This window comes from Neorhizobium sp. T7_12, assembly GCF_002968535.1.
GTDB lineage: Bacteria > Pseudomonadota > Alphaproteobacteria > Rhizobiales > Rhizobiaceae > Neorhizobium > Neorhizobium tomejilense.
Map to the genome: position 1 here is coordinate 826,234 of NZ_PVBK01000001.1, position 22,900 is coordinate 849,133.

20 protein-coding genes are annotated in these 22,900 nt (G+C 63.1%); 6 read left to right on the forward strand and 14 right to left on the reverse strand.

Translation table 11 applies throughout. The annotated features are described in order from the left end of the window. Positions 1-2 precede the first annotated feature (2 nt). Positions 3-1,067: an ABC transporter permease gene (locus C5J26_RS04195; RefSeq protein WP_046668591.1), complete on the reverse strand. Its 1,065-nt coding sequence runs from the start codon at positions 1,065-1,067 to the stop codon at positions 3-5. Between the two features lie 142 nt (positions 1,068-1,209). Further along, on the reverse strand, positions 1,210-2,235 hold the full coding sequence (locus C5J26_RS04200; protein ID WP_046603982.1) for a sugar ABC transporter substrate-binding protein: 1,026 nt from the start codon (positions 2,233-2,235) through the stop codon (positions 1,210-1,212). 316 nt (positions 2,236-2,551) lie between these two features. Here C5J26_RS04200 and C5J26_RS04205 point away from each other — a divergent pair, with 316 nt between their 5' ends. After that, complete coding sequence (locus C5J26_RS04205; protein WP_105400615.1) at positions 2,552-3,796, forward strand: ROK family transcriptional regulator; 1,245 nt, start codon at positions 2,552-2,554, stop codon at positions 3,794-3,796. Positions 3,797-3,822: 26 nt separating this feature from the next. Here C5J26_RS04205 and C5J26_RS04210 read toward each other — a convergent pair whose 3' ends face one another. Next, entirely contained in the window at positions 3,823-4,548 is a 726-nt protein-coding gene (locus C5J26_RS04210) for a ribonuclease activity regulator RraA (protein ID WP_105400616.1), read from the reverse strand. 26 nt (positions 4,549-4,574) lie between these two features. After that, positions 4,575-6,305, reverse strand: coding sequence for an L-arabinonate dehydratase (gene araD / locus C5J26_RS04215; protein WP_105400617.1), 1,731 nt, complete (start codon positions 6,303-6,305; stop codon positions 4,575-4,577). A gap of 164 nt (positions 6,306-6,469) precedes the next feature. Here araD and C5J26_RS04220 point away from each other — a divergent pair, with 164 nt between their 5' ends. From C5J26_RS04220 to C5J26_RS04240, 5 genes are all read left to right on the forward strand, one after another. Next, the gene (locus C5J26_RS04220) at positions 6,470-7,147 is read left to right on the forward strand and encodes a GntR family transcriptional regulator (RefSeq protein WP_105400618.1); all 678 of its coding nucleotides are present in this window, start codon (positions 6,470-6,472) and stop codon (positions 7,145-7,147) included. 187 nt (positions 7,148-7,334) lie between these two features. Further along, entirely contained in the window at positions 7,335-8,246 is a 912-nt protein-coding gene (locus C5J26_RS04225) for an ABC transporter substrate-binding protein (RefSeq protein ID WP_105400619.1), read from the forward strand. A gap of 93 nt (positions 8,247-8,339) precedes the next feature. Next, a complete protein-coding gene (locus tag C5J26_RS04230) occupies positions 8,340-9,506 on the forward strand; it encodes an ABC transporter permease (protein WP_105400620.1) in 1,167 nt (388 codons plus the stop codon). Then, the gene (locus C5J26_RS04235) at positions 9,503-10,441 is read left to right on the forward strand and encodes an ABC transporter ATP-binding protein (protein WP_105400621.1); all 939 of its coding nucleotides are present in this window, start codon (positions 9,503-9,505) and stop codon (positions 10,439-10,441) included. The genes C5J26_RS04230 and C5J26_RS04235 overlap by 4 nt, the downstream gene beginning before the upstream one ends. Next, entirely contained in the window at positions 10,438-11,181 is a 744-nt protein-coding gene (locus C5J26_RS04240; protein WP_105400622.1) for an ABC transporter permease, read from the forward strand. Before C5J26_RS04235 ends, C5J26_RS04240 begins: the two co-directional genes overlap by 4 nt. Here the strand turns inward: C5J26_RS04240 and C5J26_RS04245 are convergent. From C5J26_RS04245 to murA, 10 genes are all read right to left on the reverse strand, one after another. Further along, the gene (locus tag C5J26_RS04245) at positions 11,178-12,098 is read right to left on the reverse strand and encodes a DMT family transporter (RefSeq protein WP_105400623.1); all 921 of its coding nucleotides are present in this window, start codon (positions 12,096-12,098) and stop codon (positions 11,178-11,180) included. The genes C5J26_RS04240 and C5J26_RS04245 overlap by 4 nt on opposite strands. Before the next feature lie 49 nt (positions 12,099-12,147). Then, positions 12,148-13,263, reverse strand: a complete 1,116-nt coding sequence (locus tag C5J26_RS04250; protein ID WP_105400624.1) for an anhydro-N-acetylmuramic acid kinase — start codon at positions 13,261-13,263, stop codon at positions 12,148-12,150. Between the two features lie 10 nt (positions 13,264-13,273). Continuing rightward, positions 13,274-14,299: a serine hydrolase gene (locus C5J26_RS04255; protein WP_105400625.1), complete on the reverse strand. Its 1,026-nt coding sequence runs from the start codon at positions 14,297-14,299 to the stop codon at positions 13,274-13,276. 12 nt (positions 14,300-14,311) lie between these two features. Then, positions 14,312-16,057, reverse strand: a complete 1,746-nt coding sequence (locus C5J26_RS04260; RefSeq protein WP_105400626.1) for an ABC transporter ATP-binding protein — start codon at positions 16,055-16,057, stop codon at positions 14,312-14,314. Continuing rightward, positions 16,054-16,893: an ABC transporter permease gene (locus tag C5J26_RS04265; protein ID WP_205412830.1), complete on the reverse strand. Its 840-nt coding sequence runs from the start codon at positions 16,891-16,893 to the stop codon at positions 16,054-16,056. Before C5J26_RS04265 ends, C5J26_RS04260 begins: the two co-directional genes overlap by 4 nt. Next, positions 16,893-17,855: an ABC transporter permease gene (locus tag C5J26_RS04270; protein ID WP_046633253.1), complete on the reverse strand. Its 963-nt coding sequence runs from the start codon at positions 17,853-17,855 to the stop codon at positions 16,893-16,895. The genes C5J26_RS04265 and C5J26_RS04270 overlap by 1 nt, the downstream gene beginning before the upstream one ends. A gap of 36 nt (positions 17,856-17,891) precedes the next feature. After that, a complete protein-coding gene (locus C5J26_RS04275; RefSeq protein WP_105400628.1) occupies positions 17,892-19,412 on the reverse strand; it encodes an ABC transporter substrate-binding protein in 1,521 nt (506 codons plus the stop codon). A 78-nt stretch (positions 19,413-19,490) separates the two neighbouring features. Continuing rightward, complete coding sequence (gene murQ / locus C5J26_RS04280; RefSeq protein ID WP_105400950.1) at positions 19,491-20,414, reverse strand: N-acetylmuramic acid 6-phosphate etherase; 924 nt, start codon at positions 20,412-20,414, stop codon at positions 19,491-19,493. 161 nt (positions 20,415-20,575) lie between these two features. Beyond that, positions 20,576-21,460, reverse strand: a complete 885-nt coding sequence (locus C5J26_RS04285; RefSeq protein ID WP_046668607.1) for an N-acetylglucosamine kinase — start codon at positions 21,458-21,460, stop codon at positions 20,576-20,578. Continuing rightward, positions 21,457-22,713 carry a UDP-N-acetylglucosamine 1-carboxyvinyltransferase gene (gene murA, locus C5J26_RS04290; RefSeq protein ID WP_105400629.1) on the reverse strand — a complete coding sequence of 419 codons (1,257 nt, stop codon included), beginning with the start codon at positions 22,711-22,713 and terminating at the stop codon, positions 21,457-21,459. The genes C5J26_RS04285 and murA overlap by 4 nt, the downstream gene beginning before the upstream one ends. Positions 22,714-22,900: the final 187 nt, after the last annotated feature.

The following is a 22,900-nucleotide window of genomic DNA, read 5'->3' on the forward strand; positions in this document are numbered from 1 at the left end:
GATTACACCGAGACCTTTCTGATCCACTGATCGATTGCGACGGCGGCGATGATGAGCCAGCCGGTCAGCATGACTTTCCATTGGGGATCGGCGCCGAGCATGTTGAGACCCATCGACATGACGCCGACGAGCATGGCGCCAAACAGCGTGCCGAGGATGGAACCGCGGCCGCCGAACAGCGAGATGCCGCCGATCACCGTCGCGGTGATCGCTTGGAGGTTGAAGTCGGTCACTGCCGAGGAAGGCGAGATCGAGCCGTTGCGGCCGATCGACACCCAGGCGGCGAAGGCGGCGATGACCCCCGCGATCGTGTAGACGCTGAGCAGAACCTTGCGGGTCTGGATGCCGGAGAGTTTTGCAGCTTCCGGGTCGTCACCGACGGCGTAGACATGCCTTCCCCAGGCCGTATGGTTGAGGATGTACCAGAGCACCGCCACGAGCAGGACCATGGCGATGACGCCAAGCGTCAGGATGGCGCTGCCGATCCTGAAATTGAGCGCGAAGAGATGGAGGAGCGGGGCCTTTTCGTCCACGTCGGTATCGCGGATCGTCTCGTTGGCGGAATAGATGAAATTCGTCGCCATGATGATGTTCCAGGAGCCGAGCGTCACGATGAACGGCGGCAACCGCATGACCGCGACGAGGAACCCGTTGAAAAAGCCGCAGGCGCCGCCGGTGATCAGGCCGACGAGGATCGCGATGCCGGTGGGCATGCCGTAGGTCACGGCGAAATTGCCCATGATGACAGCCGATATCACCATCACCACCCCTATCGAGAGATCGATGCCGGCGGTGAGGATGATCAGCGTCTGGGCAGCGCCGAGAATGCCGACCACCGCGATCTGCTGGAGGATCAGCGTCAGCGTGTAGGACGAGAAGAACCGCCCACCGATGGCGACGCCGAAGATGATGATCGACAGGATCAGCACGATCAGCGGCACGGCAGCGGGTGTCGAGTGCAGAAAATGCTGCGCGCGTTTTAAGAGAGAGACGTCCTGGCTCTCGAACGAGGCAACGCTCTTGTCGCTGCCGTCGAGAACACGCTCGAATTCCTGGGTTTCGCTCATGTTTCCTCCTCCGCGCGCCGAATGCGCAGGAACCGTCCGTTGAGTATGACCGGTCTTCGCCGGTTGCTCCCCAGCGGTGTATCATTGGTCCAAAATGGCCGGGGACATTAACCCCCGGCCGGGATGGGCTATATGGTGGGGATCAACCCCAGCACTTGGCCGTACCTTCCTTGACGTCGATCGACTTGACGCCGGGGACCGGCTTGTCGGTGACGAGCGCAACGCCGGTGTCGAAGAAGGACTTGCCTTCGGTCGGCTTCGGCTTTTCCTTGGTGTCGGCGAACTTCTTGATCGCTTCGATGCCGAGCGATGCCATCAGCAGCGGATATTGCTGCGAGGTGGCGCCGATCACGCCTTCCTTGACCGACTTGACGCCCGGGCAACCGCCGTCCACCGAAACGATCAACACGTTCTTTTCCATGCCGACGGCCTTCAGGGCCTGGTAGGCGCCGACGGCAGAGGGTTCGTTGATCGTGTGGATGACGTTGATGCCGGAATTTTTCTGGAGAAGGTTTTCCATGGCCTTGCGGCCGCCTTCCTCGTTGCCGTTGGTCACGTCGTGGCCGACGATGCGCTTGTCGGTTTCGTCGCCGATCTTGTCCGGGTTCTTGGGATCGATGCCAAAGCCGATCATGAAGCCCTGGTCGCGCAGCACGTCGACCGTCGGCTGGTCCGGGGTCAGGTCAAGGAAGCCGACCTTGGCATCCTTGGCCTTGTCGCCCATGGTTTCCTTTGCCCACTGGCCGATCAGCTTGCCGGCGAGAAGGTTGTCGGTCGCGAACGTGGCATCGGCGGCACTGATCGGATCGAGCGGAGTGTCGAGCGCGATGACCAGGACGCCGGCGTCGCGGGCCTTCTTGACGGTCGGCACGATGCCCTTGGTGTCGGATGCGGTGATCAGAATGCCCTTGGCGCCGTCGGCGACGCAGCTTTCGATGGCGGCAACCTGGCTTTCGCTGTCACCATCGATCTTGCCGGCATAGGATTTCAGCGTCACGCCGAGTTCCTTGGCCTTGGCCGTCGCACCTTCCTTCATCTTGACGAAGAAGGGGTTGGTGTCGGTCTTGGTGATCAGGCAGGCGGATACGCCTGCGGCCTCCGCGGGAGCGGAAAACGCAACGCCCAGGACAAGGGCGCCGAATGCGGCGGACAATACGGATTTCTTCATGGTCTCCTCCCAGAGTTAAGACTTGTCCGCCATGCGGACCAACGTTCGGACACCGGTGCCACCGAGTTCGACAGGCGTCTCCTCCAAGCCGTCCTGTGCCCTTACACCCTAATTAAGAACGAGTTGAAATAGCCTGTCAATAATTAATTCCGATTGAATTATTTATTTCTCGTGCCATAGTTTGCCGAAGTGGAGGTTCAGAATCTGGCGATCTGTGCGCGGCGTACCTTGGGATTTAATTCAGGATATCAGAAGGATACCCTGCATTCCCGAATGAGGTGCTTCCGTCGATTCCACGCTTCTGGGAGGAAGAGCCATGTCAGTTTCAGATAGCGTGGCGCAAGGCCATGCGCTGCTGGGCAATTTCACCGGCGGTTCAAATCAGGTGCGGGTGAGGGCTTATAACGAGAGGCTCGTGCTTTCGCTGGTGCGGCTGAACGGCTCCATGTCGAAGGCGGACATCACCCGGCGCAGCGGGCTTTCGGCCCAGACCGTTTCGGTCATCATGCGGGCGCTCGAAAAGGACGGCCTTCTGTTGCGCGGTGAACCGGTGCGTGGCCGGGTTGGGCAGCCTTCGGTGCCGATGCGCCTCAATCCAGATGCGGTCTATTCGTTCGGCGTGAAGATCGGCCGGCGTAGCGCCGACTTGGTCCTGATGGATTTTGTCGGGCGCATCCGGCTGCAATATCACGAATCCTACGCCTATCCGCTTCCCGGAAAGATCATCGAGATCATCACATCCGGCATTGCGCGGCTCGAAGGCCAGCTGAACGAGGTGCAGCGCGGCCGCATCGCCGGGATCGGCATCGCTGCGCCATTCGAACTCTGGAACTGGGCCGACGAGGTGGGTGCGCCGCAAGGGGCGATGGAGGTCTGGCGCGGGTTCGATCTGCAGGCTGAAATTGCGAGCAAGGTCCAGCACGCGGTCTACCTGCAGAACGACGCGACAAGCGCCTGCGGTGCAGAACTGGTGTTCGGCGTCGGCCCCTCCTATCCGGATTTCGTGTATTTCTTCATTGGATCGTTCATTGGCGGCGGGATCGTTCTGAATTCGGCGATCTTTTCCGGTCGGACCGGGACCGCGGGCGCTGTCGGGCCGCTTCCCGTGCGCAGCGGCGATGGCGAGACGCGCCAGTTGCTCGACATTGCCTCGATCTTCGTTCTCGAGAATCTCCTGAAGGAGCGGAACGTCGATCCGCAGCCGCTCTGGTATTCCGCCGACGACTGGATCGATTTCGGAGAGCCGCTCGATCTGTGGATCCGGCAAACCGCGGACGCGCTTGCCCAGGCGATCGTTGCGGCAGCCTCGATCATCGATTTCGGCGCGGCCGTGATCGACGGCGGTTTTCCGGGCTGGGTCAGGCAACGGATCGTCGCCTCGACCATCGAAGCGGTGACGCGGCTCGACCTTCAGGGCGTCATCATCCCCGATATCATCGAGGGAATGGTCGGCTCTCAGGCGCGGGCGATCGGCGGGGCCAGCCTGCCGATCTTTGCCAAATACCTCTCCGACCAGAACGTGCTTTTCAAGGACCTGCGCGAAACGGCGGCAGGTTCATAGCGGTTGGATATCGGCCAGTCGTCGCCTCAGCGGCCCTTGGCCTGACGCCAGCGGGCGAAGTCGGCTTTGCTCTCTTCCTTCGTCGCCGGGTAGAGGCCGATGATCGAGCGGCCGTTCAGGACTTCCTCGGTCACGAAATCCTCAAACGCAGTCATTTCGATCACCTCATCGGCGATTTCGTCGGCGATATGCGCCGGGATGATGACCACTCCCTCGTTGTCGCCGACCACCACGTCGCCCGGCCAGACGGCGACGTCGCCGCAGCCGATGGGCACGTTGATGTCGAGTGCCTGGTGCAGGGTGAGGTTGGTCGGGGCCGAGGGGCGGTTGTGGTAGGCACGGATGCCGAGTTCGGCGATCTCCGGACTATCGCGAAAACCGCCATCGGTGACGACGCCGGCGACACCGCGCACCATCAGGCGCGATACGAGGATAGAGCCGGCGGAGGCCGCGCGGGGATCCTTGCGGCTGTCCATGACCATGACATGGCCGGGTGGGCACTGCTCGACGGCGGCGCGCTGCGGATGCTCCGGGTTCTGAAACACCGAGAGCGGGTTCAGGTCTTCGCGTGCCGGGATGTAGCGCAACGTGAAGGCCTGGCCGACCATGTTCTTAGGCTTCTGGGAAAGCGGCCGGACATCCTGGATGAACTGATTGCGCAGGCCGCGCTTGAAGAGCGCGGTGCAGATCGTCGCGCAGCTGACGCCCTCGTATTTCTGGCGTGTGGCGTCGGAAAGAACGTAGTCGGTCATGGTGCTCCACTCAAAGAAATGTCGGGTCAGAAGATCTCGGGCTCGCCGGCGGTGGCGCCGAATTCCCGTTCGAGGAAGTCGAAGTCGCAGCCTTCGTTGGCCTGCTTGATGTGCTTGGTAAACATCCAGCCGTAGCCGCGGCCGTACTTGTCGGCAGGCGCCACCCATTCGGCGCGGCGTTTGGCGAGCGTTGCTTCGTCCACCAGGATGTCGATCGAGCGGTTCGGCAGGTCGACGCGGATGATGTCGCCGGTGCGCACCAGCGATAGCGGGCCGCCGATATGGGCTTCAGGCGCCACGTGCAGGATACAGGCGCCGTAGCTCGTGCCGGACATGCGGGCATCGGAAACGCGCAGCATGTCGCGGAAACCCTGTTTCAGGATCTTCTTCGGGATCGGCAGCATGCCCCATTCCGGCATGCCGGGACCGCCTTTGGGTCCGGCGTTGCGCAGGATCAGCACGTGATCGGCGGTGACGTCGAGGTCTTCGCGGTCGATCATCGCCTTCATTTCCGGATAACTGTCGAAGACGAGGGCAGGGCCTTCGTGGACCCGCAGCCGCGGCTCGCAGGCGGAAGGCTTCATGACGCAGCCGTCGGGCGCGAGGTTGCCCTTGAGGACCGCCAGCGAGCCCTCATGATAGATCGGGTTCGACAAGGGGCGGATGACGTCGCTGTTGTAGACTTCGGCGCCTTTCAGCGTCTCGCCGAGCGGGAAACCGCTGACGGTCATGGCGTCGAGTTTCAGGAGATCCTTGATCTCCGACATCAGGGCGCGCAGGCCTCCGGCGTAATAGAAGTCTTCCATCAGATATTTGTCGCCGGATGGACGGATGTTGGCGACAACAGGCGTCGTGCGTCCCGCCTTGTCGAGATCGTCCAGCGTCAGCGGCACACCGGCGCGGCGGGCCATCGACAGCAGATGCACGACCGCGTTGGTGGAACAGCCTGTCGCCATGGCGACCGTCGTCGCATTGTGGACTGCATCCGCCGTGATGATCTTGTCAGGCGTCAGTTCGTCCCAGACCATTTCGACGATCCGCCGGCCGCAGCGGGTGCTCATCCGTATGTGGTTGACGTCGGCCGCGGGAATGGAACTGGCACCGGGGAGGGTAAGGCCGAGCGCTTCGGCGATGGCGGTCATGGTGCTTGCGGTGCCGAAGGTCATGCAATGGCCGTAGGAGCGGGCAATGCCCTCTTCGACGCCAGTCCATTGTTCTTCCGAAATCGTGCCGGCGCGGCGCTCGTCCCAGTATTTCCAGGCATCCGAGCCGGAGCCCAGCCATTCGCCCTTGTAGTTGCCGCGCAGCATCGGGCCGGCGGGCAGGAAGATCATCGGGAAACCGGCGCTGATGGCGCCCATGACAAGAGCTGGCGTGGTCTTGTCGCAGCCGCCCATCAGCACTGCCCCGTCGACCGGATGGGCGCGCAAAAGTTCCTCGGCCTCCATGGCGAGGAAGTTGCGATAAAGCATCGATGTCGGCTTCAGCGCGCTTTCGGACAGCGACTGGACCGGCAGTTCGACCGGGAAGCCGCCGGCCTGTAGCACGCCGCGCTTCACGTGTTCGACGCGATCCTTGAAATGGGCGTGGCAGGCGTTGAGGTCGGACCAGGTATTGAGGATGGCGATGATCGGCCTCTTGCCCCAATCCTTCTCGTCATACCCCATCTGCATCATGCGGGAGCGGTGTCCCGACGAACGGAGATCATCCGGTGCGAACCAACGGGCGCTACGGAGATCGGCTGCTTCCTTAGTCATGCTTGCTCTTCCAGAAATCCTGCCATCGTTCCGGGATCGATTCTGTTGCGATCCCAGGGACGGAGCTCCTCCCGCCCGACGCCAACTTAAACACGCTCGTTTTAAATTGATATATCAAATTTCAGGTGCTAGATCGGCGAAAGGGACAAAGGTGGAGGACGCGGATGGGAAGCGACAACGCGCTTCTGCCAGTGGCGCCGGTTTTTCTGAAAAGCCTGCGCGACCACGTTTACGGGCTGGTACGCGATGCCATACTTTCCGGGCGGCTGAAGAGCGGCGAGAAGCTGAACGAGCGCCATCTGGCCGGCCAGCTCGGCATAAGCACGACACCGCTGAAGGAGGCTTTGCGCGTGCTTGAGGCCGAAGGGCTGGTACGGTCGGAGCCTCGCCGCGGGATTTATGTCACCTTCAATGCCGGCCAAGCGGAAGAGATGATGCTTGCGCGTGCAGCACTCGAGAGCATGATTGCTCGCCAGGCCGCCAAGCGGGCGAAGGATGAGGACGTGGCCCTGATGCGCGAGCTCATCGTCGAGATGCGGGCGGGCCTCAAGACAGTGGACGTGCTGCAGCTCATCGCTCTCAACGAGCGCTTCCACAACGTCATCCATGAAGCATCCGGCTGCGGCTATCTTCGTCGCCTGCAGGGCGGCCAGAGCATCTACACCCACGCAGCCCGTCTCAGCGTGCTGTCGGAGGAGCGGGAGCGCTTTCTGGCGGTCGAGGAGCATGAGGCCATCGCCAATACGATCGCCGACCGCGATCCCGATCTTGCCGAGCGCCTGATGCGAGATCACGTCATTCGCTCGGGCGAGAAACATCTGATCCGCGTGCCTCAAGCGTGAAGTCAGCGGCGGCCAATCTTATGAGCTAGGTCGATCGGCGTGTAAAAATGCACCGCACAAAATATTGCCCGGCGCGCCCTTCCAGAACTCGCACATTCCATAAGTCGCCCTACATAAGGTTGGCTTTTATGTGTTCCAGGCCAAGTCAAACGAGGTGGTGACTGGCGATCCGGAGGGAAATTCTGTCATGTCTTTGAAAAAGAAGCTTTTAGGCATTGCTTTCGCGCTTGGCGTTTCGGCCACCATGGCGAATGCCCAGGTCGTCGTCTCGTCCAAGATCGATACGGAAGGCGGCGTGCTGGGCAATATCATCCTTGCCATGCTGAAGGCGAACAACATCCAGGCCACCGACCGCATCCAGCTCGGTGCGACGCCGGTGGTGCGCAAGGCGATCACCGCTGGCGAGATCGACATCTATCCGGAATATACCGGCAATGGCGCCTTCTTCTTCGAGAAGGGCGACGATCCGGCCTGGAAGAACCCGCAAAAGGCCTATGAGGCGGTCAAGAAGCTCGATTACGACGCCAACAAGATCGTCTGGCTGGCGCCGTCTTCGGCCAACAACACCTGGGCGATCGCGGTGCGCAAGGACGTTGCCGACGCCAACAAGCTGAAGACGCTGACCGACTTCGGCAAATATGTGACCGGCGGCGGCAAGATCGTGCTGGCTGCCTCCTCCGAATTCGTCAATTCGGCCGCAGCCTTGCCGGCATTCCAGACCACCTACGGCTTCAAGCTGAAGCCCGACCAGCTGATCACGCTCTCGGGCGGCGATACGGCTGCAACTATCGGTGCCGCCGCTAATAAGACCAACAATGCCAATGCCGCCATGGTTTACGGTACTGACGGCGGAATCGCGCCTTCCGGGCTCGTTGTTCTCGAAGACGACAAGGGCGTCCAGCCGGTCTACCAGCCGACCCCGATCATCCGCGAAGAGGTGCTCAAGAAGAACCCGAACATCGAGGCGGTGCTGAAGCCTGTCTTCGCCAAGCTCGATCTCGTCACGCTGCAGGACCTCAATGGTCGCGTGCAGGTGGGTGGCGAACCGGCTAAGGCGGTTGCCGAGGATTTTCTCAAGAAGAACGGCTTCCTGAAGTAATTCCTTTTCGGACCGGTTTCGTGTCAACATGGGCCGGGCGCTCCAGCGTCCGGCTTTTTCATCGGTCGCAGGTTGCTTATAGGCAGGGACGGTTTGAGAGTTCAGTTCGATAAGCTCGGCATCGTCATCGCCCTTCTAGCCGCTTACGGCTCGCTCTGGGCGTCGTTTGCGACGCTCAAGCCCAATCGGATCGTACAGGGCCAGGCGGAGGCGATGCTTCAGTCGCTGCCGGCTTGGGCGGGCTGGGGCCTGATCGGCGTGCTAGTTCTTGCGACCGCAGCAGCACTTTTTCGCACGTCACCCTGGATAAAGCTGGTCGCCGCCGTCGCAGCACTTGCGGCGCTGACGCTTTCGATCGGTTACGCCGCGACATTCCTGACGCCGGCCGGCAATACCTATGCCCGCGTCTCTCCCGCCTCGGGCTTCTGGATCCTTCTGTTCGCCTTTGCGCTTCTGGCTGCCGATGCGATCACGCGACTTGATCCTCCGCCGGGGATGCGGGTCCTGTTTCTGGTCCTGGCAGCGGCTGCGATCGGCGGGCTGCTGATGTCGGGAAGCTGGAACGGGCTGTCGATCATGAAGGAATATTCCGGCCGCGCCGATGTCTTCTGGGTCGAAGCGGGCAAGCATGTCGAATTGGCGCTTGGCTCGCTGTTTGCCGCAGTCCTGGTTGGGCTGCCGCTCGGTATCCTCTGTCATCGGGTGGCGCCGTTGAGGGATGGCGTGCTCAACACGCTGAACCTCGTCCAGACCATCCCCTCGATCGCGCTTTTCGGCCTGTTGATCGCGCCGCTCGGCTGGATCGCCGCCAATGTGCCGGGCGCTGCGGCGATCGGCATCCGCGGCATCGGGGGAGCGCCTGCCTTTGTCGCGCTGTTTCTCTATTCGCTGCTGCCTGTCGTCGCCAACACCGTCGTCGGGCTTGCGGGCGTGCCGCGCGCGGCAAACGACGCTGCCCGCGGCATCGGCATGACCGGCCGGCAGCGGCTGTTCAAGATCGAGTTCCCGCTGGCGCTGCCGGTGATCCTGACCGCGATCCGCATTGTGCTCGTCCAGAATATCGGCATGGCGACGATTGCCGCGCTGATCGGCGGTGGCGGTTTCGGCGTCTTCGTCTTCCAGGGCATCGGCCAGACCGCCATGGACCTTGTCCTGCTCGGCGCCGTGCCGACGGTGGCGCTCGCCTTTGCTTCGGCCGTCGTCCTCGACGCGCTGATCGAAATGAACTCCCGCGTCTCCAACGGAGCCAGATCCGCATGATAGAGATCGACGCCATCACCAAGCGCTATGACGGCATCACCGTCGTCGATAATGTTTCAATGGTGATCGAGCCGCGCACCGTCACAGTCGTCGTCGGCACGTCCGGCTCCGGAAAGACGACGTTGATCCGGATGATCAATCGGCTGGTGGAGGCGACCGAAGGAGCCATCCGGCTTGACGGGGAGGACAACCGGTCCATCCCGGGCTACGAGCTGCGGCGCCGGATCGGCTACGCAATTCAGGGCCATGGGCTTTTCCCGCACCGGACGGTGGCGCAGAACATTGCGACGGTGCCCGGCCTGCTCGGCTGGACGAAGGCCCGCACCGAGGCCAAGGTCGAGGAACTGCTGACGCTCTTCCAGCTCGAGCCGAAGACGTTCGGGCCGCGTTATCCGCACGAACTCTCCGGCGGCCAGCAGCAGCGCGTCGGGGTGGCACGGGCGCTTGCCGCCGAACCGAACGTGCTGTTGATGGACGAGCCCTTCGGAGCGCTCGACCCGATCATCCGCGCCAAGGCGCAGGAGGATCTGCTGGCGATCCAGAAATATTTCGCCACGACGATCGTGCTCGTTACCCATGACATGAACGAGGCTTTCCATCTCGCCGACAAGATTGCCGTGATGGACAAGGGCAGGGTGGTGCAATACGGGCCGCCGGCGGAACTCGTCCGTGCTCCGGCCACGCCCTTCGTCGAGACGCTGATCGGCGATGCGGAACGGCCGTTCCGGCTGCTTACGATTGCAACGATCGGAGCGGCGGCGGAGCCGGGCGAGGCGGAAGGAGAGCCGATCCGCGAGGACAGGAGCCAGCAGGAAGCGCTTGCCGATCTCATCTGGAGTGGTCGCGATGCACTTCCGGTCATCTCCAGGAGCGGCGCTCCGATGGGGCGGGTGACGCTTGACGCGATCCTCAAGCGCGCCGCGAGGCCGCGATGAAGGTTTGGGTGCCGACTATCCTGCGCAGCCTTCTGCTTCTCGTGCTGATCGCCTTCCTGGTATCGCCGGACAGTTTCGAGCCGCTGCTGAAGCCGCTCGTGCAGCCGAACGCGCCGGCGATCTACAATCAGGGCAGCCTGCTCAGCCTGACGCTGCTGCATCTGCGGACGGTCTTGATCGCGACGTTGGCGGCGACGATCATCGCCGTGCTGCTGGCGATCCTCGTCACCCGGCCGTTCGGGGCGGAGTTCCTGGCGCTTTCCCGGAGCCTCGTCAATATCGGCCAGACGTTTCCGCCTGTCGCGGTTCTGGCGCTTGCCGTGCCGGCTGTCGGTTTCGGCGAAAAGCCGACGCTGATCGCGCTGTTTCTCTACGGGCTTCTGCCAATCTTTGAAAACACGCTGACCGCGCTCACCAATCTGCCGCGATCGGTGATGGAGGCGGCGCGTGGTTCCGGCATGACACCTCTCCAGCGGCTCATTCAGGTCGAGTTGCCGCTGTCCTTGCCGGTGGTCGTCGCCGGCATCCGGCTTTCGGTGGTGATCAGTCTCGCCACGGCGACGATCGGTTCGACGGTTGCGGCAAAGACTCTCGGCGAAGTGATCATCGCCGGACTGCAATCCAACAACCTCGCCTTCGTGCTGCAGGGCGGACTGATCGTCGGCGCGCTGGCCGTGCTGATCTATGATGGGCTCTCGGCGATCGAGGCCATGATCGCCCGCCGGACGGGTGCGGCCTAGCCGTGGCTGGAATCGGTCGGCACGACCGGTTCGACATCCTGTTTCAGGTTGCCGCGATGGAAGATGAACAGGCCGGCGATGACGATGATGCCGGCGCCCGTCAGCGTCTGGACATCCGGGAAATCGCCGAAGAAAATCCAGCCAAGCACGATCGCCCAGAGCAGCAGCGTATATTGCAGCGGCGCCAGCACCGAGGCGGGCGCCAGTTTCAGCGAGCGGGTGATCAGCAGATGCGCGCCGCAGGAGACGATGCCGAGCAGCAGAAGGGCAAGCAGTTCTCCGGTATTGAACGGGCTCCAGCTTCCGATTGTGAGAAACGCACCGGCCACGAGACAGGCAAGCGTCTGCCAGGTGACGAGCGTCGCATCCGGGGTCGAGCGCAGCGTGCGATTCAGCACCAGCGTCAGCGCGAAGGAAAGACTGCCGATCAGCCCGAAGATCGAGGGCAATGACAGCATTTCCGAGGAGGGACGAAGGGCGATCACCACACCGATGAAGCCGATCAGGACTGCGAGCCAGCGCCGCCATCCGATGCGCTCGCCGAGCAGGAAATGCGACAGGGCGGCCACATAGATCGGGCCTGCCATGTAAAAGGTCATGACGTCGGCGAGCGGCATGTAGGCAACAGCGGCGTAGAAGAGGCCGGTGTCTGCGGTCGCCAGAACGATGCGCAGCACATGCAGTGATGGCTTCTCGACCTTGTAGAGTGCCGAAATCGGCTGGCGGGCGAGCATCGGGCCGAGCACGAAAAAGGCGCCGACCGACCGGATCAGCAGAACCTGGCCGACCGAAAAGCTCGCCACCAGCCATTTGCCCATGGCATCGTTGAGGGCGAACATGAAATCGCCAAGCAGCATCAGCAGTATGCCTGCCAGTACCGCATTGCCCGCTATCGCCGAGGCCGCTCTCTTGTTCATGCTGTGCGAGCGCTCCCGACTCTGATCATGCAATTTCGAAAGTGCGGACTTACCCGGCGAGCCTGCCACCTTGCAAGGGTCTTGGTGCACCGGTGGTTGTGGGAAAACTGATCGGCAGGCCGCGCTGCACGCGAACCGCAAGGAACGCGAAGCACTCGGCCTCGACTGCATCGCCGCGCCAGCCGAGCGTATCGGCGGAAACGGCCTTCACGCCGGCACGGCTTTCGAGCATCGACATGATCGTCGGGTTGTGGCGGCCGCCGCCGCTGACGATCAGGCGCTTCGGTCGATGTGGCAGCAGATCGAGCGCCTTGCCGACTGCGGACGCCGTGAAGGCCGAAAGCGTTGCCGCGCCGGTGGCCTCGTCAAGACCGTCCGCCATGGCGGCGGTGAAGTCGAAACGATCGAGCGATTTCGGATAGGGCGCCGTGAGGTAGGGATGCTCGAGAAGCTTTGCGAGGCGTTCTTCATCGACCTTGCCGGAGGCGCCAAGCGCCCCGTTGCGGTCCATCTCGCCGAGGCCCCGTGCCTTGATAAAATCGTTGAGCGGTGCATTGGCCGGGCCGGTGTCGAAGGCGATCATCAGATCCTTGCCGTCCCACCAGGTGATGTTAGCGACGCCGCCAAGATTGAGCACGGCCGTATCGCCGCTGGTATCGACGCCGCGCAGCAGAGCCGAATGATAGGCGGCGGCAAGCGGTGCGCCCTGGCCGCCAGCGCGTACATCCGCCGAGCGAAAGTCGTAGGCGACTTTGGTGCCGAGGATTGAGGCCATCAGCTCGCCATCGCCGAGCTGGCGGGTGTCGCCGAGCCTGTCTTTGGTGGGTGCCCGGTGCAGCACGCTCTGGCCGTGGAAACCGACGATGCCGATATCGGCCATGGTCAGCCCCGTGCCTTCGACCAGTTCCCTGACGGCGTAGGACTGCGCCTTTGTCAGCGCCTGTTCGGCCTCGCGGAAGATCGCCGGATCGGGTCCTTCGAAATTCCAGACGCGGGCCTGCGCGAGCGTTTCCTCCAGGAGGGTGCGGATTTCCGGCGGGTAAGGGGCGAGCGTATAGGCTCCGAACGTATCGATCGTCTCGCCGTCCGTCTTCAGGAGCGCCACGTCGATATTGCCGTCGAGGACGGTTCCGGTCATCAGGCCGACAGCCCAGATTGGCTCCATGATCAGCTCCTCAGGTTTGGTTCACGAGATTGCAGACCGCCTGCCTGAGCGGCAGGATGCCGCTGTCGAAATGGCGGGTCGGGTGGATGCGGTTGGTGAGCAGGGTCACGGCACGGCCCCTGTCGAAATCGATCAGCAGGCTTGTGCCGGTAAAGCCCGTGTGGCCGATCGTTCCGGGACTGCACAGGTTTCCACCCCACCAGTCGGCATAGGGATGTTCCCAGCCATGGGTCCGCCTGTTCGAGAGTGGCGCACGCATCAGCGCGATCGCATTCCTGGACGCCCCGGTGCCGTCGAGCAGGCTTTCGGCGAAGTCCAGAACCGACTTTACCGTGCCGAACAGGCCCGCATGACCGGAACCCTGCAGCGCCGAGCAATTTTCGTCGTGCGCTTCGCCCGACAGGATCCGCTGCCGCCAGGCGCAGTCTTCGGTCGCGGCCGATTGTTCCGGATCGGCGGACCAGGCGAAGCCCGGACCGGGATCGAGGTCGCGGATCGTCTTCTTCGCCAGCCGTTCGAGCGCGAAACCGAGCAGGATGAAGTTGATGTCGGAATAGACCGGCGGACCGGCCTTCCATTCCCGCTGCAGGATAAAGGCGCGGAGCAGGTCCGGATCGCGGCCGTAGGTATAGATCGGCTCGACACTCGGGAACGACGTCTGGTGGCCGAGGCACTGTCGGAAGGTGATTTTCCGTTCCCATGCCTCAACGTTGTATTGGCGCAGGTCCGGCAGCAGGGAGGTGAGCGGCGCGTCGAGATCGATCGTGCCTTCGTCGGCGAGCTTCAGAATGCGCGCCGTGGTGAAGATCACCTTGGTGAGCGAGGCGAGATCGAACCACGTGTCCACGGTCATCGGACGTTCAATCGGAACGACCTGCGCCGAGCCGATGGCGCGGGTCATGCGCCCATGTTTTAGGTCGACGATACCGAGCACTCCGCCGGGAATGCGTCTGTCGGTGACGGAACGCTCGAGCGGGGCGAAGGCGCGCTCGAAGACGGCAGCAAGCTCGGTACTGGCGGACGCTTTGTCTTTCATGTCGTTACATCCTCAGGCTTCCGCCCGCGCCCGGTGATCCGGTCCACAGATCTGCCACTCGGCGGGCGGCGGCTCAAAACCCGGTGGCCGAACCAGAGACGGGACCTGGCGCGTGTCGAGCTCGAAATGCTGGTTGCGGCGCTCGATGCTCGGCACGGCGGAGATCAGCCGCCTGGTATAGGAATGTTGCGGGCTGGACAGGACCGACGCGGCATTGCCGATCTCGACGATCTGGCCAGCATAAAGCACGGCGATGCGGTGGGCGATACGTTCGACGACCGCCATGTCGTGCGATACGAAAAGATAAGCGAGGCCATATTCGTGCTGCAGGTCGACCAGCAGTTCCAGCACCTTGGCCTGGACGGAGACGTCCAGCGCCGAAACCGCCTCGTCGAGCACGACGATCGACGGATTGAGCATCAGCGCGCGGGCGATGCAGAGGCGCTGGCGCTGGCCACCGGAGAACTCGTGCGGGTAGCGCAGCAGACTGTTTTCGGGCAGGCCGACGCGCTTCAGCAGCGCCACCATCTTTTCCCGCGTTCCGGTATCGATCCGGCCACCGGCGGCGATCACCGGTTCGGCAAGGATGCTGTCGATCCGCAGGCGCGGATTGAGCGAGGCGTAGGGGTTCTGGAAGACCATCTGCACGGAGGGGTCGCTGCCGTCGACGATCGTTCCGTTGTTGGCGGAGAAGCTGCCGCGCGTCGGCTTCACGAGCCCCAAGATGGCGCGGGCCGTGGTCGACTTGCCGGAGCCGCTTTCGCCGACGATCGCCAGTGTCTCGCCCGGCATCAGGTCGAAGCCGACATTCTCGACCGCATGGACCGAGCCCGGCGAACGGTTGAGGATGCTGCCGGCCACCTTGAAGCGCACCGTCAATCCATCGACCATCAGCGCGGGCGTGATCGCCTCGGATTTTTCTCGGCTGAAATCGGAACGGGCGGCGCGGCCGGATTCGAAATGCGGCACGGCGCTCAGGAGATGCTGGGTATAGGAATGTTTCGGCTGGTCGAGGACGTCGCCGAGCGGTCCCTGCTCGACCGCTTTGCCGGCCTGCATGACCATGACCTTGTCGGCAATGCCGGCAACGAGGCCGATGTCATGGGTGATGAAGATCATCCCCATGTCGGTCTCACGCTTCAACTCGCCGAGCAGCGCCATGATCTGGGCCTGGACGGTCACGTCGAGCGCCGTCGTCGGCTCGTCGGCGATCAGCAGGCGCGGATTGCAGGCGAGCGCCATGGCGATCATGACGCGCTGAAGCATGCCGCCGGAAAGCTGGTTCGGCGTGTATTTGAGGCGCCGGGCGGCATCGGGAATGCGGACCCGATCGAGTGCGTCCTTGGCCGCGGCCGTCGCCTGACGTCCGGTCAACCCGCGATGCAGGCGAAACGATTCCTCGATCTGGCGGCCGATCGTCAGCACCGGGTTCAGCGAGGTCATCGGCTCCTGGAAGATCATGCCGATCTCGGAGCCACGGATCTTTTCGAGCACCGGTTCCTGCGCCTTGGTGATGTCGAGAATGCTGCCATCGGCCCGTCTCAGCGTGATCGAACCGCCGATGATCCGGCCGCCGCCGAAATCGACCAACCGGTTGATGGAGAGCGCCGTGACCGATTTGCCGGAGCCGCTCTCGCCGACGATTGCCAGCGTCTCGCCGGCGTCGAGTTCGAAGCTGACGCCCTTGACGATCTCGTTCTGCTTCGGATCACGCCCGAAGCCGACACGCAGACCGGATACCGAGAGAAGCGATGTCATGGCGCGGACCTCCGCGTCTTGGGGTCGAGGATGTCGCGCAAGGCGTCGCCGAGCAGGTTGAAACCGAGAATGCTGATCATGATGGCGACGGCCGGGAAGATCAGCAGCCAGGGCGCGTTTTCCATCAGGTTGCGGCTGTCGGCGAGCATCAGGCCAAGCGAGGAGGCCGGCGGCTGGGTGCCGAGGCCGAGGAAGCTCAAGCCGGCCTCGGTCAGCAGCGACCATGCGAGCGCCAGCGTCACCTGTACGGTCAGCGGCGCGACCAGGTTCAGGAGCAAATGCCGGGTCAGGATATAGCGTCGGCTCGAACCGAAGGTGCGGGCAGCGTCGACGAATTCGCGGGCTTTGATCGAGAGCGCCGGGCCACGCACCACGCGGGTGAAAATCGGCGTATAGACGATGGCGATCGCTGCGACGCTCGTCCAGGTGCCGGGGCCGACAACGGCGATGATCAGGAGCGCGAGCAGGATGGCCGGGAAAGCGAGCAGCACGTCCATGATGCGCATGACAAGGCCGTCCCAGGCCTTTCCGAACCAGGCGGCGGTCAGGCCGAGCACGGTTCCGGCGAGCGTTGCCAGCGCCACCGAGCAGAAGGCGACGAGGAAGGACTGACCAATGCCGTTCATCAGCCGGCTGGCGACATCGCGGCCGAACAGGTCCGTGCCCATCCAGTAGGCCGCGTTCGGCGCATGCAGCCTGTCGATTCGGAACTGCTGCAGCGGATTGTGAGGTGTGATGCCGGACATGCCGAGCAGCGCGACGATCACATAGATCACCACGATCGTACCGCCGATCCTGCCGCTGGAATGGCTGAAAATTGCGCGCAGCATCGACATCAGTTGCCCTCACCGAGCCGGATGCGCGGATCGAGCGTCACATAGGCGAGGTCGACGAGCAGGTTGACCACCATGAAGTTGAAGGCAATGAACAGTACGCAGCCCTGCACCAGCGCATAATCGCGCTGCAGGATCGCTTCGAGCACCAGTCGGCCGAGGCCGGGCAGGGCGTAGATCTGCTCGACCAGCACGGCGCCGCCGAGCAGATAGCCGAACTCGACGCCGCTCAGGGTGACGACCGGGATCAGTGCGTTCGGCAAGGCATGGCGCCAGATGACGCTGCGTTTCGGCACGCCCTTGGAGCGGGCGGTGCGGACATAGTCGTCGGAGAGGACATCCAGCATGGCGGAGCGCGAGATGCGGGTGACGGAGGCGGCGAAGGCAAAACCGAGCGTGATCGCCGGCAGGATCATCTGGCCGAGATTGCGCAAGGGGTCGGTGAAGAACGGCGTGAACTCGCCCATGGCCGGCAGGATGCCGAAACCGGCCGACAGCGCATAGATGATCAGCAGGCCGACAACGAAGTTGGGTGTCGACTGGCCAATCATCGCGAAGATGCGCACCGCCAGATCGGACATCTTTTCGTTGCGGGTGGCGGCGAATACGCCGGCCGGCAGGCCGACGAGCAGCGCCACGCACATGGACATCAAGGCGAGCTGCAGCGTCAGCGGGAAACGTTCGAGGATGATGGTGAGCGCCGGCTTGCCGTGGATCACGGAAATGCCGAGATCGCCCTGGAGGACCCCCAGAAGCCAGCTCCAGTATTGCACCAGGATCGGCTTGTCGATGCCGAAATAGGCCGAGAGCGCCGCCCTCTGCGCCGGTGTCAGTAGGCCGGCTTCGGTGCCGAGCATCGCGGTGATCGCGTCACCCGGCACCAATCGAATTGCGACGAACACGAGGATGGAGACCCCGAGCATCACGAGCGGAAACGTCAACAGCCGTCGCGCCAGGTAACTCATTCGCCCACCAACCTCGTATCCGTCATGCTTTCGCGATTACTGCAACGTCACCTTGCTCAGGCCGAACAGCGAGCCTTCCGGCGTCGGCACGAAGCCCTGCACGTTCTTCTGCTGTGCCGTATAGCTGTAAGACGTGTAGAGCCAGGCCCAGGGGGCGACTTCGACGAGGTGCTTTTCGAAGTCGGCGAAGATGACCTTGCGCTTGGCAGGGTCGGTCTCGACGCGGCCCTTCTGCATCAGGCTGTCGAGCGTGTCGTCGATGTAGTTCGTGACCTTCTGCAGGTTGCCGGTCTTGGTCCAGTAACGGTTGTACATGGAATAAGGATCGGCACGGCCGCCGTTCAGCGCCACCGCCATGTCGAAGTCGCCCTTCAGCCAGGCGTCGACATAGACGTTGAGCTCCATCATCTTGATGTTGAGCTTGACGCCGATTTCGGCGAGCTGGGACTGGAGGACCTGCGCTTCGGCGGCGGCGGTCGCGGGTTCGCCATTGGCGGCGATCACGGTCGCGGTAAAGCCGTTCGCAAAACCCGCGTCAGCCATCAGCTTCTTCGCCTTGGCGATATCCTGCTTGTAGCAGAACAGCGTGCTGGCATCGGAGGTATAGCCGGGCATGGTCAGCGGGCCGGTGACCTTGCCTTCGCCGACCGAAGCCGTGTCGAGCACGTCCTTGCGGTCGATGGCGCAGGAGATTGCCTGGCGCACGGCGAGAACGTCCATCGGCTTGCGGGACGGGTTCATCTGCAGGACGTGGTAGGCGAGAACCGGCGTGCGGTTGAGCACAAGGCTTGGTTCCTTGGGCACGAGGGTTGCGACCAGCGGATCGTTGATCAGCGCGAAATCGACCTGTTTGGTGCGAAGCGCCGCAAGGATAGCCGTTTCGTCGGGCAGGACGCTGATGTCGATGCCGTCGATCGCGACCTTGCCACCGGCCCAATCCTTGTTGGCGGAGAGCGTTTCCTTGGAGTTCGGCTCCCACTTGTCGAGCTTGAACGGGCCGGAACCGAGCGCCTTGGTGCCGATGGTGCCGGCAGCGATTTCAGCGGCTGGTACGATGGCGGCGTTGATGCTCGCGATGGCGGTCAGGAGCGGCACGTCCGGCTGCGACAGCTTGAAGACGACGGTTGTCTGGTCCGGGGTCTCGATCGAGGCGATCGACAGGAAGTTGGCGCGCGCGGCGGCGGCGGTCTTTTCGTCGAGAAGGCGCTCGAACGAGGCCTTCACGTCGGCGGCGGTCACCAGCTTGCCGTCCTGGAATTTTGCGTTCGGATTAAGCTTGAAGGTCAGTTGCTTGGCGTCGGCTGCAAATTCCCAGGAGGCTGCGACGGCCGGGACGATCTGCAGGTCCTTGTTGAGGCGGACGAGCGGCTCGTAGATCAGTTCCAGGAGACGGATCGAGGAAAATGCAGTCTGCTTGTGTGGATCAAGGCCGGTCGCATCCTGCTTCCAGGCCATTTTCAGCGACGCGGCCGATGCCGGCGAGGCGATCGCGGTGGCGCCGATGGTGACGGCCAGCGCAAGGCCGGACAGCAGTTTAGTCGAAAGATGTCTTCCCATTTTTATTCTCCCTCTTTTGATATCTGTTCGTCGTCTCGACCCAGCCACATTCGAGCAGCGGCCCGTCATTCAGCAGCTTTACGCTGTCTTCCCATCAATTGCCTTGCGGAGGAAGCCTCCGGCATCGTTGAGCGCCACGCGCGCCGTATCGACATCCATTCCCGTCAGCGCGATCAGGATCGCCAGTTTGACGTCGTTGCCGGTGAGGTCAAGCACGCGGCGCGCCTCTTCCGTCGTGCAGCCGGTCGCCTGCATGACGATGCGGGCGGCGCGGGCGACGAGCTTCTGGTTGCTGGCATGCAGGTCGACCATCAGGTTCTGGTAGCTCTTGCCGATGCGGATCATGCTCGCCGTGGTCAGCATGTTGAGCACGAGCTTCTGGGCCGTGCCGGATTTCAGCCGCGTCGAGCCGGTGAGGATTTCCGGGCCGACCACCGGCGAGATGGCAATATCGGCAATGTCGGCGATAACGGCGTCGGGATTGCAGGAGAGGGCGACCGTCTTCGCTCCAAGCCCCTTGGCATAGTTCAGGGCACCGATGACGTAAGGGGTGCGGCCGCTGACGGCGATGCCGACAACGACGTCGTCGGCGGTCAGGCCGATGTCGACGAGATCCTGCTGGCCTTGTTCCGGGCTGTCCTCGGCACCTTCGACGGCGTGCTGCAGGGCGTGGCTGCCGCCGGCGATCAGGCCGACGACCATGCCTTCGGGGACGCTGAAAGTCGGGGGGCATTCGGAAGCATCGAGTACGCCGAGGCGGCCGCTGGTGCCGGCACCGATATAGACCAGCCGCGCGCCCTTCTGGAAAGCGCGAACGATTTCTTCCACGGCCTCGGCGATCTGCGGGATCACCTTCTCGACGGCTGCGGGAACGCCCTGATCTTCCCCGTTTATTTCACGCAGGACATCGACTGTCGGCAGCAGATCGATATCCATGGAGCGGGGATTGCGGTCTTCCGAAACCAGTCTTTCCAGTTCGGATATCAGCCGTTCGTCGCTCATGACCCTGCCTTCGAGATCAGAGTGCGGTGCAGCGCTTCGCAGGATCGGCGTCATACGATGTTGCTCCTCACCCTTTGTTACTCTTTCTCAAAGGATTAGGATCATCCATTCCATGAGTCAATTGAAAATTGGAATATATTATTCCATGTTGCCCAGCCTTTTCAGGAGGCTTTGACAGCTTGGCGGGCGAGGATGATTGCGCCTGAGACGGCATCGCCGTCGGCGGGCTTCAGGCGGCGGCGGACGTCGGGCGCCAGCCAGGCCTCGAGCGGGCTCGACAGGCCGCCAAGCAGGGTAACGCGCGGCGCGCCTTGATCGAACAGCGTGCGGACCAGCGTGTCGATCTGCTCGGCAGCACTTTGGACGATGCGACGGCCGGCGGAATCACCCTGGTCCGCATGCCGCATCACCATCGGCGCAAGCGAGGCATAGTCCGTGGCAGACGAACGATCCATCCAGGCTATGGCTTCGAAAGGATCGTTCTGGAAGCGCTGCATGACTTCGATCAGCAGAGCGGTTTTCTCGATCCGCCCGTCATGCGCGCGAAGCGCAAGTTGCACGGCTTTGAGGCCGAGATCTGCGCCGCTGCCTTCATCGGAAATGGGAAATCCATAACCGCCGACGCGCAGGCTGCGGCCTTCGGCAAAACCGAGACCGATCGAGCCGGTGCCGGCGATGACGATTGCGCCGTCGCGGCCGGAATGGGCGCCGAGGCAGGCGCCCATTCCGTCGCTGACGAAATCGATGCTGGCGAACGGATGCGGGATCGCCTTCAAGGCCTCGACCGAACCCTTGCGGCCGGTGCCGGCAAGCCCGATGCCCACATGGGTGCGGCCTATCTCGTCGGACCCGAACCCAGCCTCGTCGAAGGCGGCATTGAACGCGCGCGAGATCGAGGCCCAGGCCTGTTCGATGCCGAGCCGGGTCGTTGCAGGGCCGGAAAGACCCTGTCCAAGAACGGAGCCGGATTCGTCCTCAATACGGGCGCGGCAGCCGGTACCGCCGCCATCGACACCCAGGAAAAAGCGTTCGGTTCCGGCCGTCATGCGCTGATCCGCTCGATATCGGCTCCGCATTGGCCAAGCTTGCGGTCGAGTTGTTCGTAACCACGGTCGAGGTGGTACACGCGGTTGATGGTCGTTTCGCCTGACGAGACCAGTCCGGCGAGTACCAGCGAGACGGAGGCGCGCAGATCCGTCGCCATCACTTGCGCGCCCTTCAACGGCGCGCCGCCGCGTACCAGTGCGGTCGTGCCTTGTAGTGCAATACTGGCGCCGAGGCGCATCAGTTCCGGCACGTGCATGAAGCGGCTTTCGAAGACGGTTTCGCGGATCAGCGAAGCGCCTTCGGCACAGGCGGCGAGCGCCATGAACTGCGCCTGGAGGTCGGTCGGGAAGCCTGGATAGGGTTCGGTGGTGATATCCGTCGGCCTTAGCGGACCTTCGCGAGAAACGACAAGGCCGCGATCGCTCGGCCAGATACTGACGCCCATCGCCTCCAGCACCTGCACGATGGAGGCCATGTTTTCCAGCCGTGCGTTGGTGAGCTCCAGCATGCCACCGGTGATGGCGGCCGCTACGGCGTAGGTTCCGGCCTCGATGCGGTCGGGAATGCCGTGATGTTTCGCCGGCTGCCAGGTTGTTGAGCCCTGGACCAGGATGCGGTGGGTGCCGGCGCCTTCGATGCGTGCGCCCATGGCGATCAGGCAGGCGGCGAGATCGGCGACTTCGGGTTCGCGGGCGGCGTTGAGGATCTCGGTTTCGCCCCTGGCGGCGGTGGCGGCCATCATCGCCGTCTCCGTGGCGCCGACGGAGGGGGAGGGAAGCACGATGCGGCCGCCCTTCAATCCGCCCGGTGCCGAGGCGACGATCAGGCCGTTCTCGATATTGACGTCCGCCCCCAACGCGGCGAGCGCCTTGATATGCATGTCGACCGGACGCGCACCAATGGCGCAGCCGCCCGGCAGAGATACGCGTGCCTGGCCGAAGCGGGCGAGCAGTGGTGCAAGGACGAGCACGGTGGCGCGCATCTTGCGAACGGTGTCGTAGGAGGTCTCTTTCGAGACGATTGCCTTGGCGTCGACGATGGTGGAATGGCCCGTGCGGGTGACGGCGGCACCATGCAGCTCGACGACCCCCAGCATGTTTTCCACATCGCTGACCTGTGGCAGGTTGGTGAGCTCGACCGGGTAGGGGCTGAGCAGCGTCGCCGCGATCTGCGGGAGCGCCGCGTTTTTCGCCCCGGCAATGGTGACGGCTCCCTGGAGCCGATGACCGCCGACGATCCGTAATCTGTCCATGACGAAACCTGTCGAAGAGGTGCGGTGAATCTCAAATCAATCTGCGCTTCCTCGAAACTAAACCACGGCGCGTCTCTGTCAATCATTCGGAATTTTTTATTCCTTTGTGCGGCATTATCTGCGATAATCCATCCTCGGCTCGGGAATGGAAACGCTGTTGCGGAGGACCGTTCCGGTGATATCCTCC

Bases quoted from the DNA above. Each gene is read 5' to 3' on its own strand.
- C5J26_RS04195 (WP_046668591.1), bottom strand. From the start codon at position 1,067: ATGAGCGAAACCCAGGAATTCGAGCGTGTTCTCGACGGCAGCGACAAG.
- C5J26_RS04245 (WP_105400623.1), bottom strand. From the start codon at position 12,098: ATGAACAAGAGAGCGGCCTCGGCGATAGCGGGCAATGCGGTACTGGCA.
- araD (WP_105400617.1), bottom strand. From the start codon at position 6,305: ATGACTAAGGAAGCAGCCGATCTCCGTAGCGCCCGTTGGTTCGCACCG.
- C5J26_RS04275 (WP_105400628.1), bottom strand. From the start codon at position 19,412: ATGGGAAGACATCTTTCGACTAAACTGCTGTCCGGCCTTGCGCTGGCC.
- C5J26_RS04200 (WP_046603982.1), bottom strand. From the start codon at position 2,235: ATGAAGAAATCCGTATTGTCCGCCGCATTCGGCGCCCTTGTCCTGGGC.
- murQ (WP_105400950.1), bottom strand. From the start codon at position 20,414: ATGAGCGACGAACGGCTGATATCCGAACTGGAAAGACTGGTTTCGGAA.
- C5J26_RS04205 (WP_105400615.1), top strand. From the start codon at position 2,552: ATGTCAGTTTCAGATAGCGTGGCGCAAGGCCATGCGCTGCTGGGCAAT.
- murA (WP_105400629.1), bottom strand. From the start codon at position 22,713: ATGGACAGATTACGGATCGTCGGCGGTCATCGGCTCCAGGGAGCCGTC.
- C5J26_RS04240 (WP_105400622.1), top strand. From the start codon at position 10,438: ATGAAGGTTTGGGTGCCGACTATCCTGCGCAGCCTTCTGCTTCTCGTG.
- C5J26_RS04210 (WP_105400616.1), bottom strand. From the start codon at position 4,548: ATGACCGACTACGTTCTTTCCGACGCCACACGCCAGAAATACGAGGGC.
- C5J26_RS04285 (WP_046668607.1), bottom strand. From the start codon at position 21,460: ATGACGGCCGGAACCGAACGCTTTTTCCTGGGTGTCGATGGCGGCGGT.
- C5J26_RS04220 (WP_105400618.1), top strand. From the start codon at position 6,470: ATGGGAAGCGACAACGCGCTTCTGCCAGTGGCGCCGGTTTTTCTGAAA.
- C5J26_RS04260 (WP_105400626.1), bottom strand. From the start codon at position 16,057: ATGACATCGCTTCTCTCGGTATCCGGTCTGCGTGTCGGCTTCGGGCGT.
- C5J26_RS04255 (WP_105400625.1), bottom strand. From the start codon at position 14,299: ATGAAAGACAAAGCGTCCGCCAGTACCGAGCTTGCTGCCGTCTTCGAG.
- C5J26_RS04265 (WP_205412830.1), bottom strand. From the start codon at position 16,893: ATGTCGATGCTGCGCGCAATTTTCAGCCATTCCAGCGGCAGGATCGGC.
- C5J26_RS04235 (WP_105400621.1), top strand. From the start codon at position 9,503: ATGATAGAGATCGACGCCATCACCAAGCGCTATGACGGCATCACCGTC.
- C5J26_RS04270 (WP_046633253.1), bottom strand. From the start codon at position 17,855: ATGAGTTACCTGGCGCGACGGCTGTTGACGTTTCCGCTCGTGATGCTC.
- C5J26_RS04250 (WP_105400624.1), bottom strand. From the start codon at position 13,263: ATGGAGCCAATCTGGGCTGTCGGCCTGATGACCGGAACCGTCCTCGAC.
- C5J26_RS04225 (WP_105400619.1), top strand. From the start codon at position 7,335: ATGTCTTTGAAAAAGAAGCTTTTAGGCATTGCTTTCGCGCTTGGCGTT.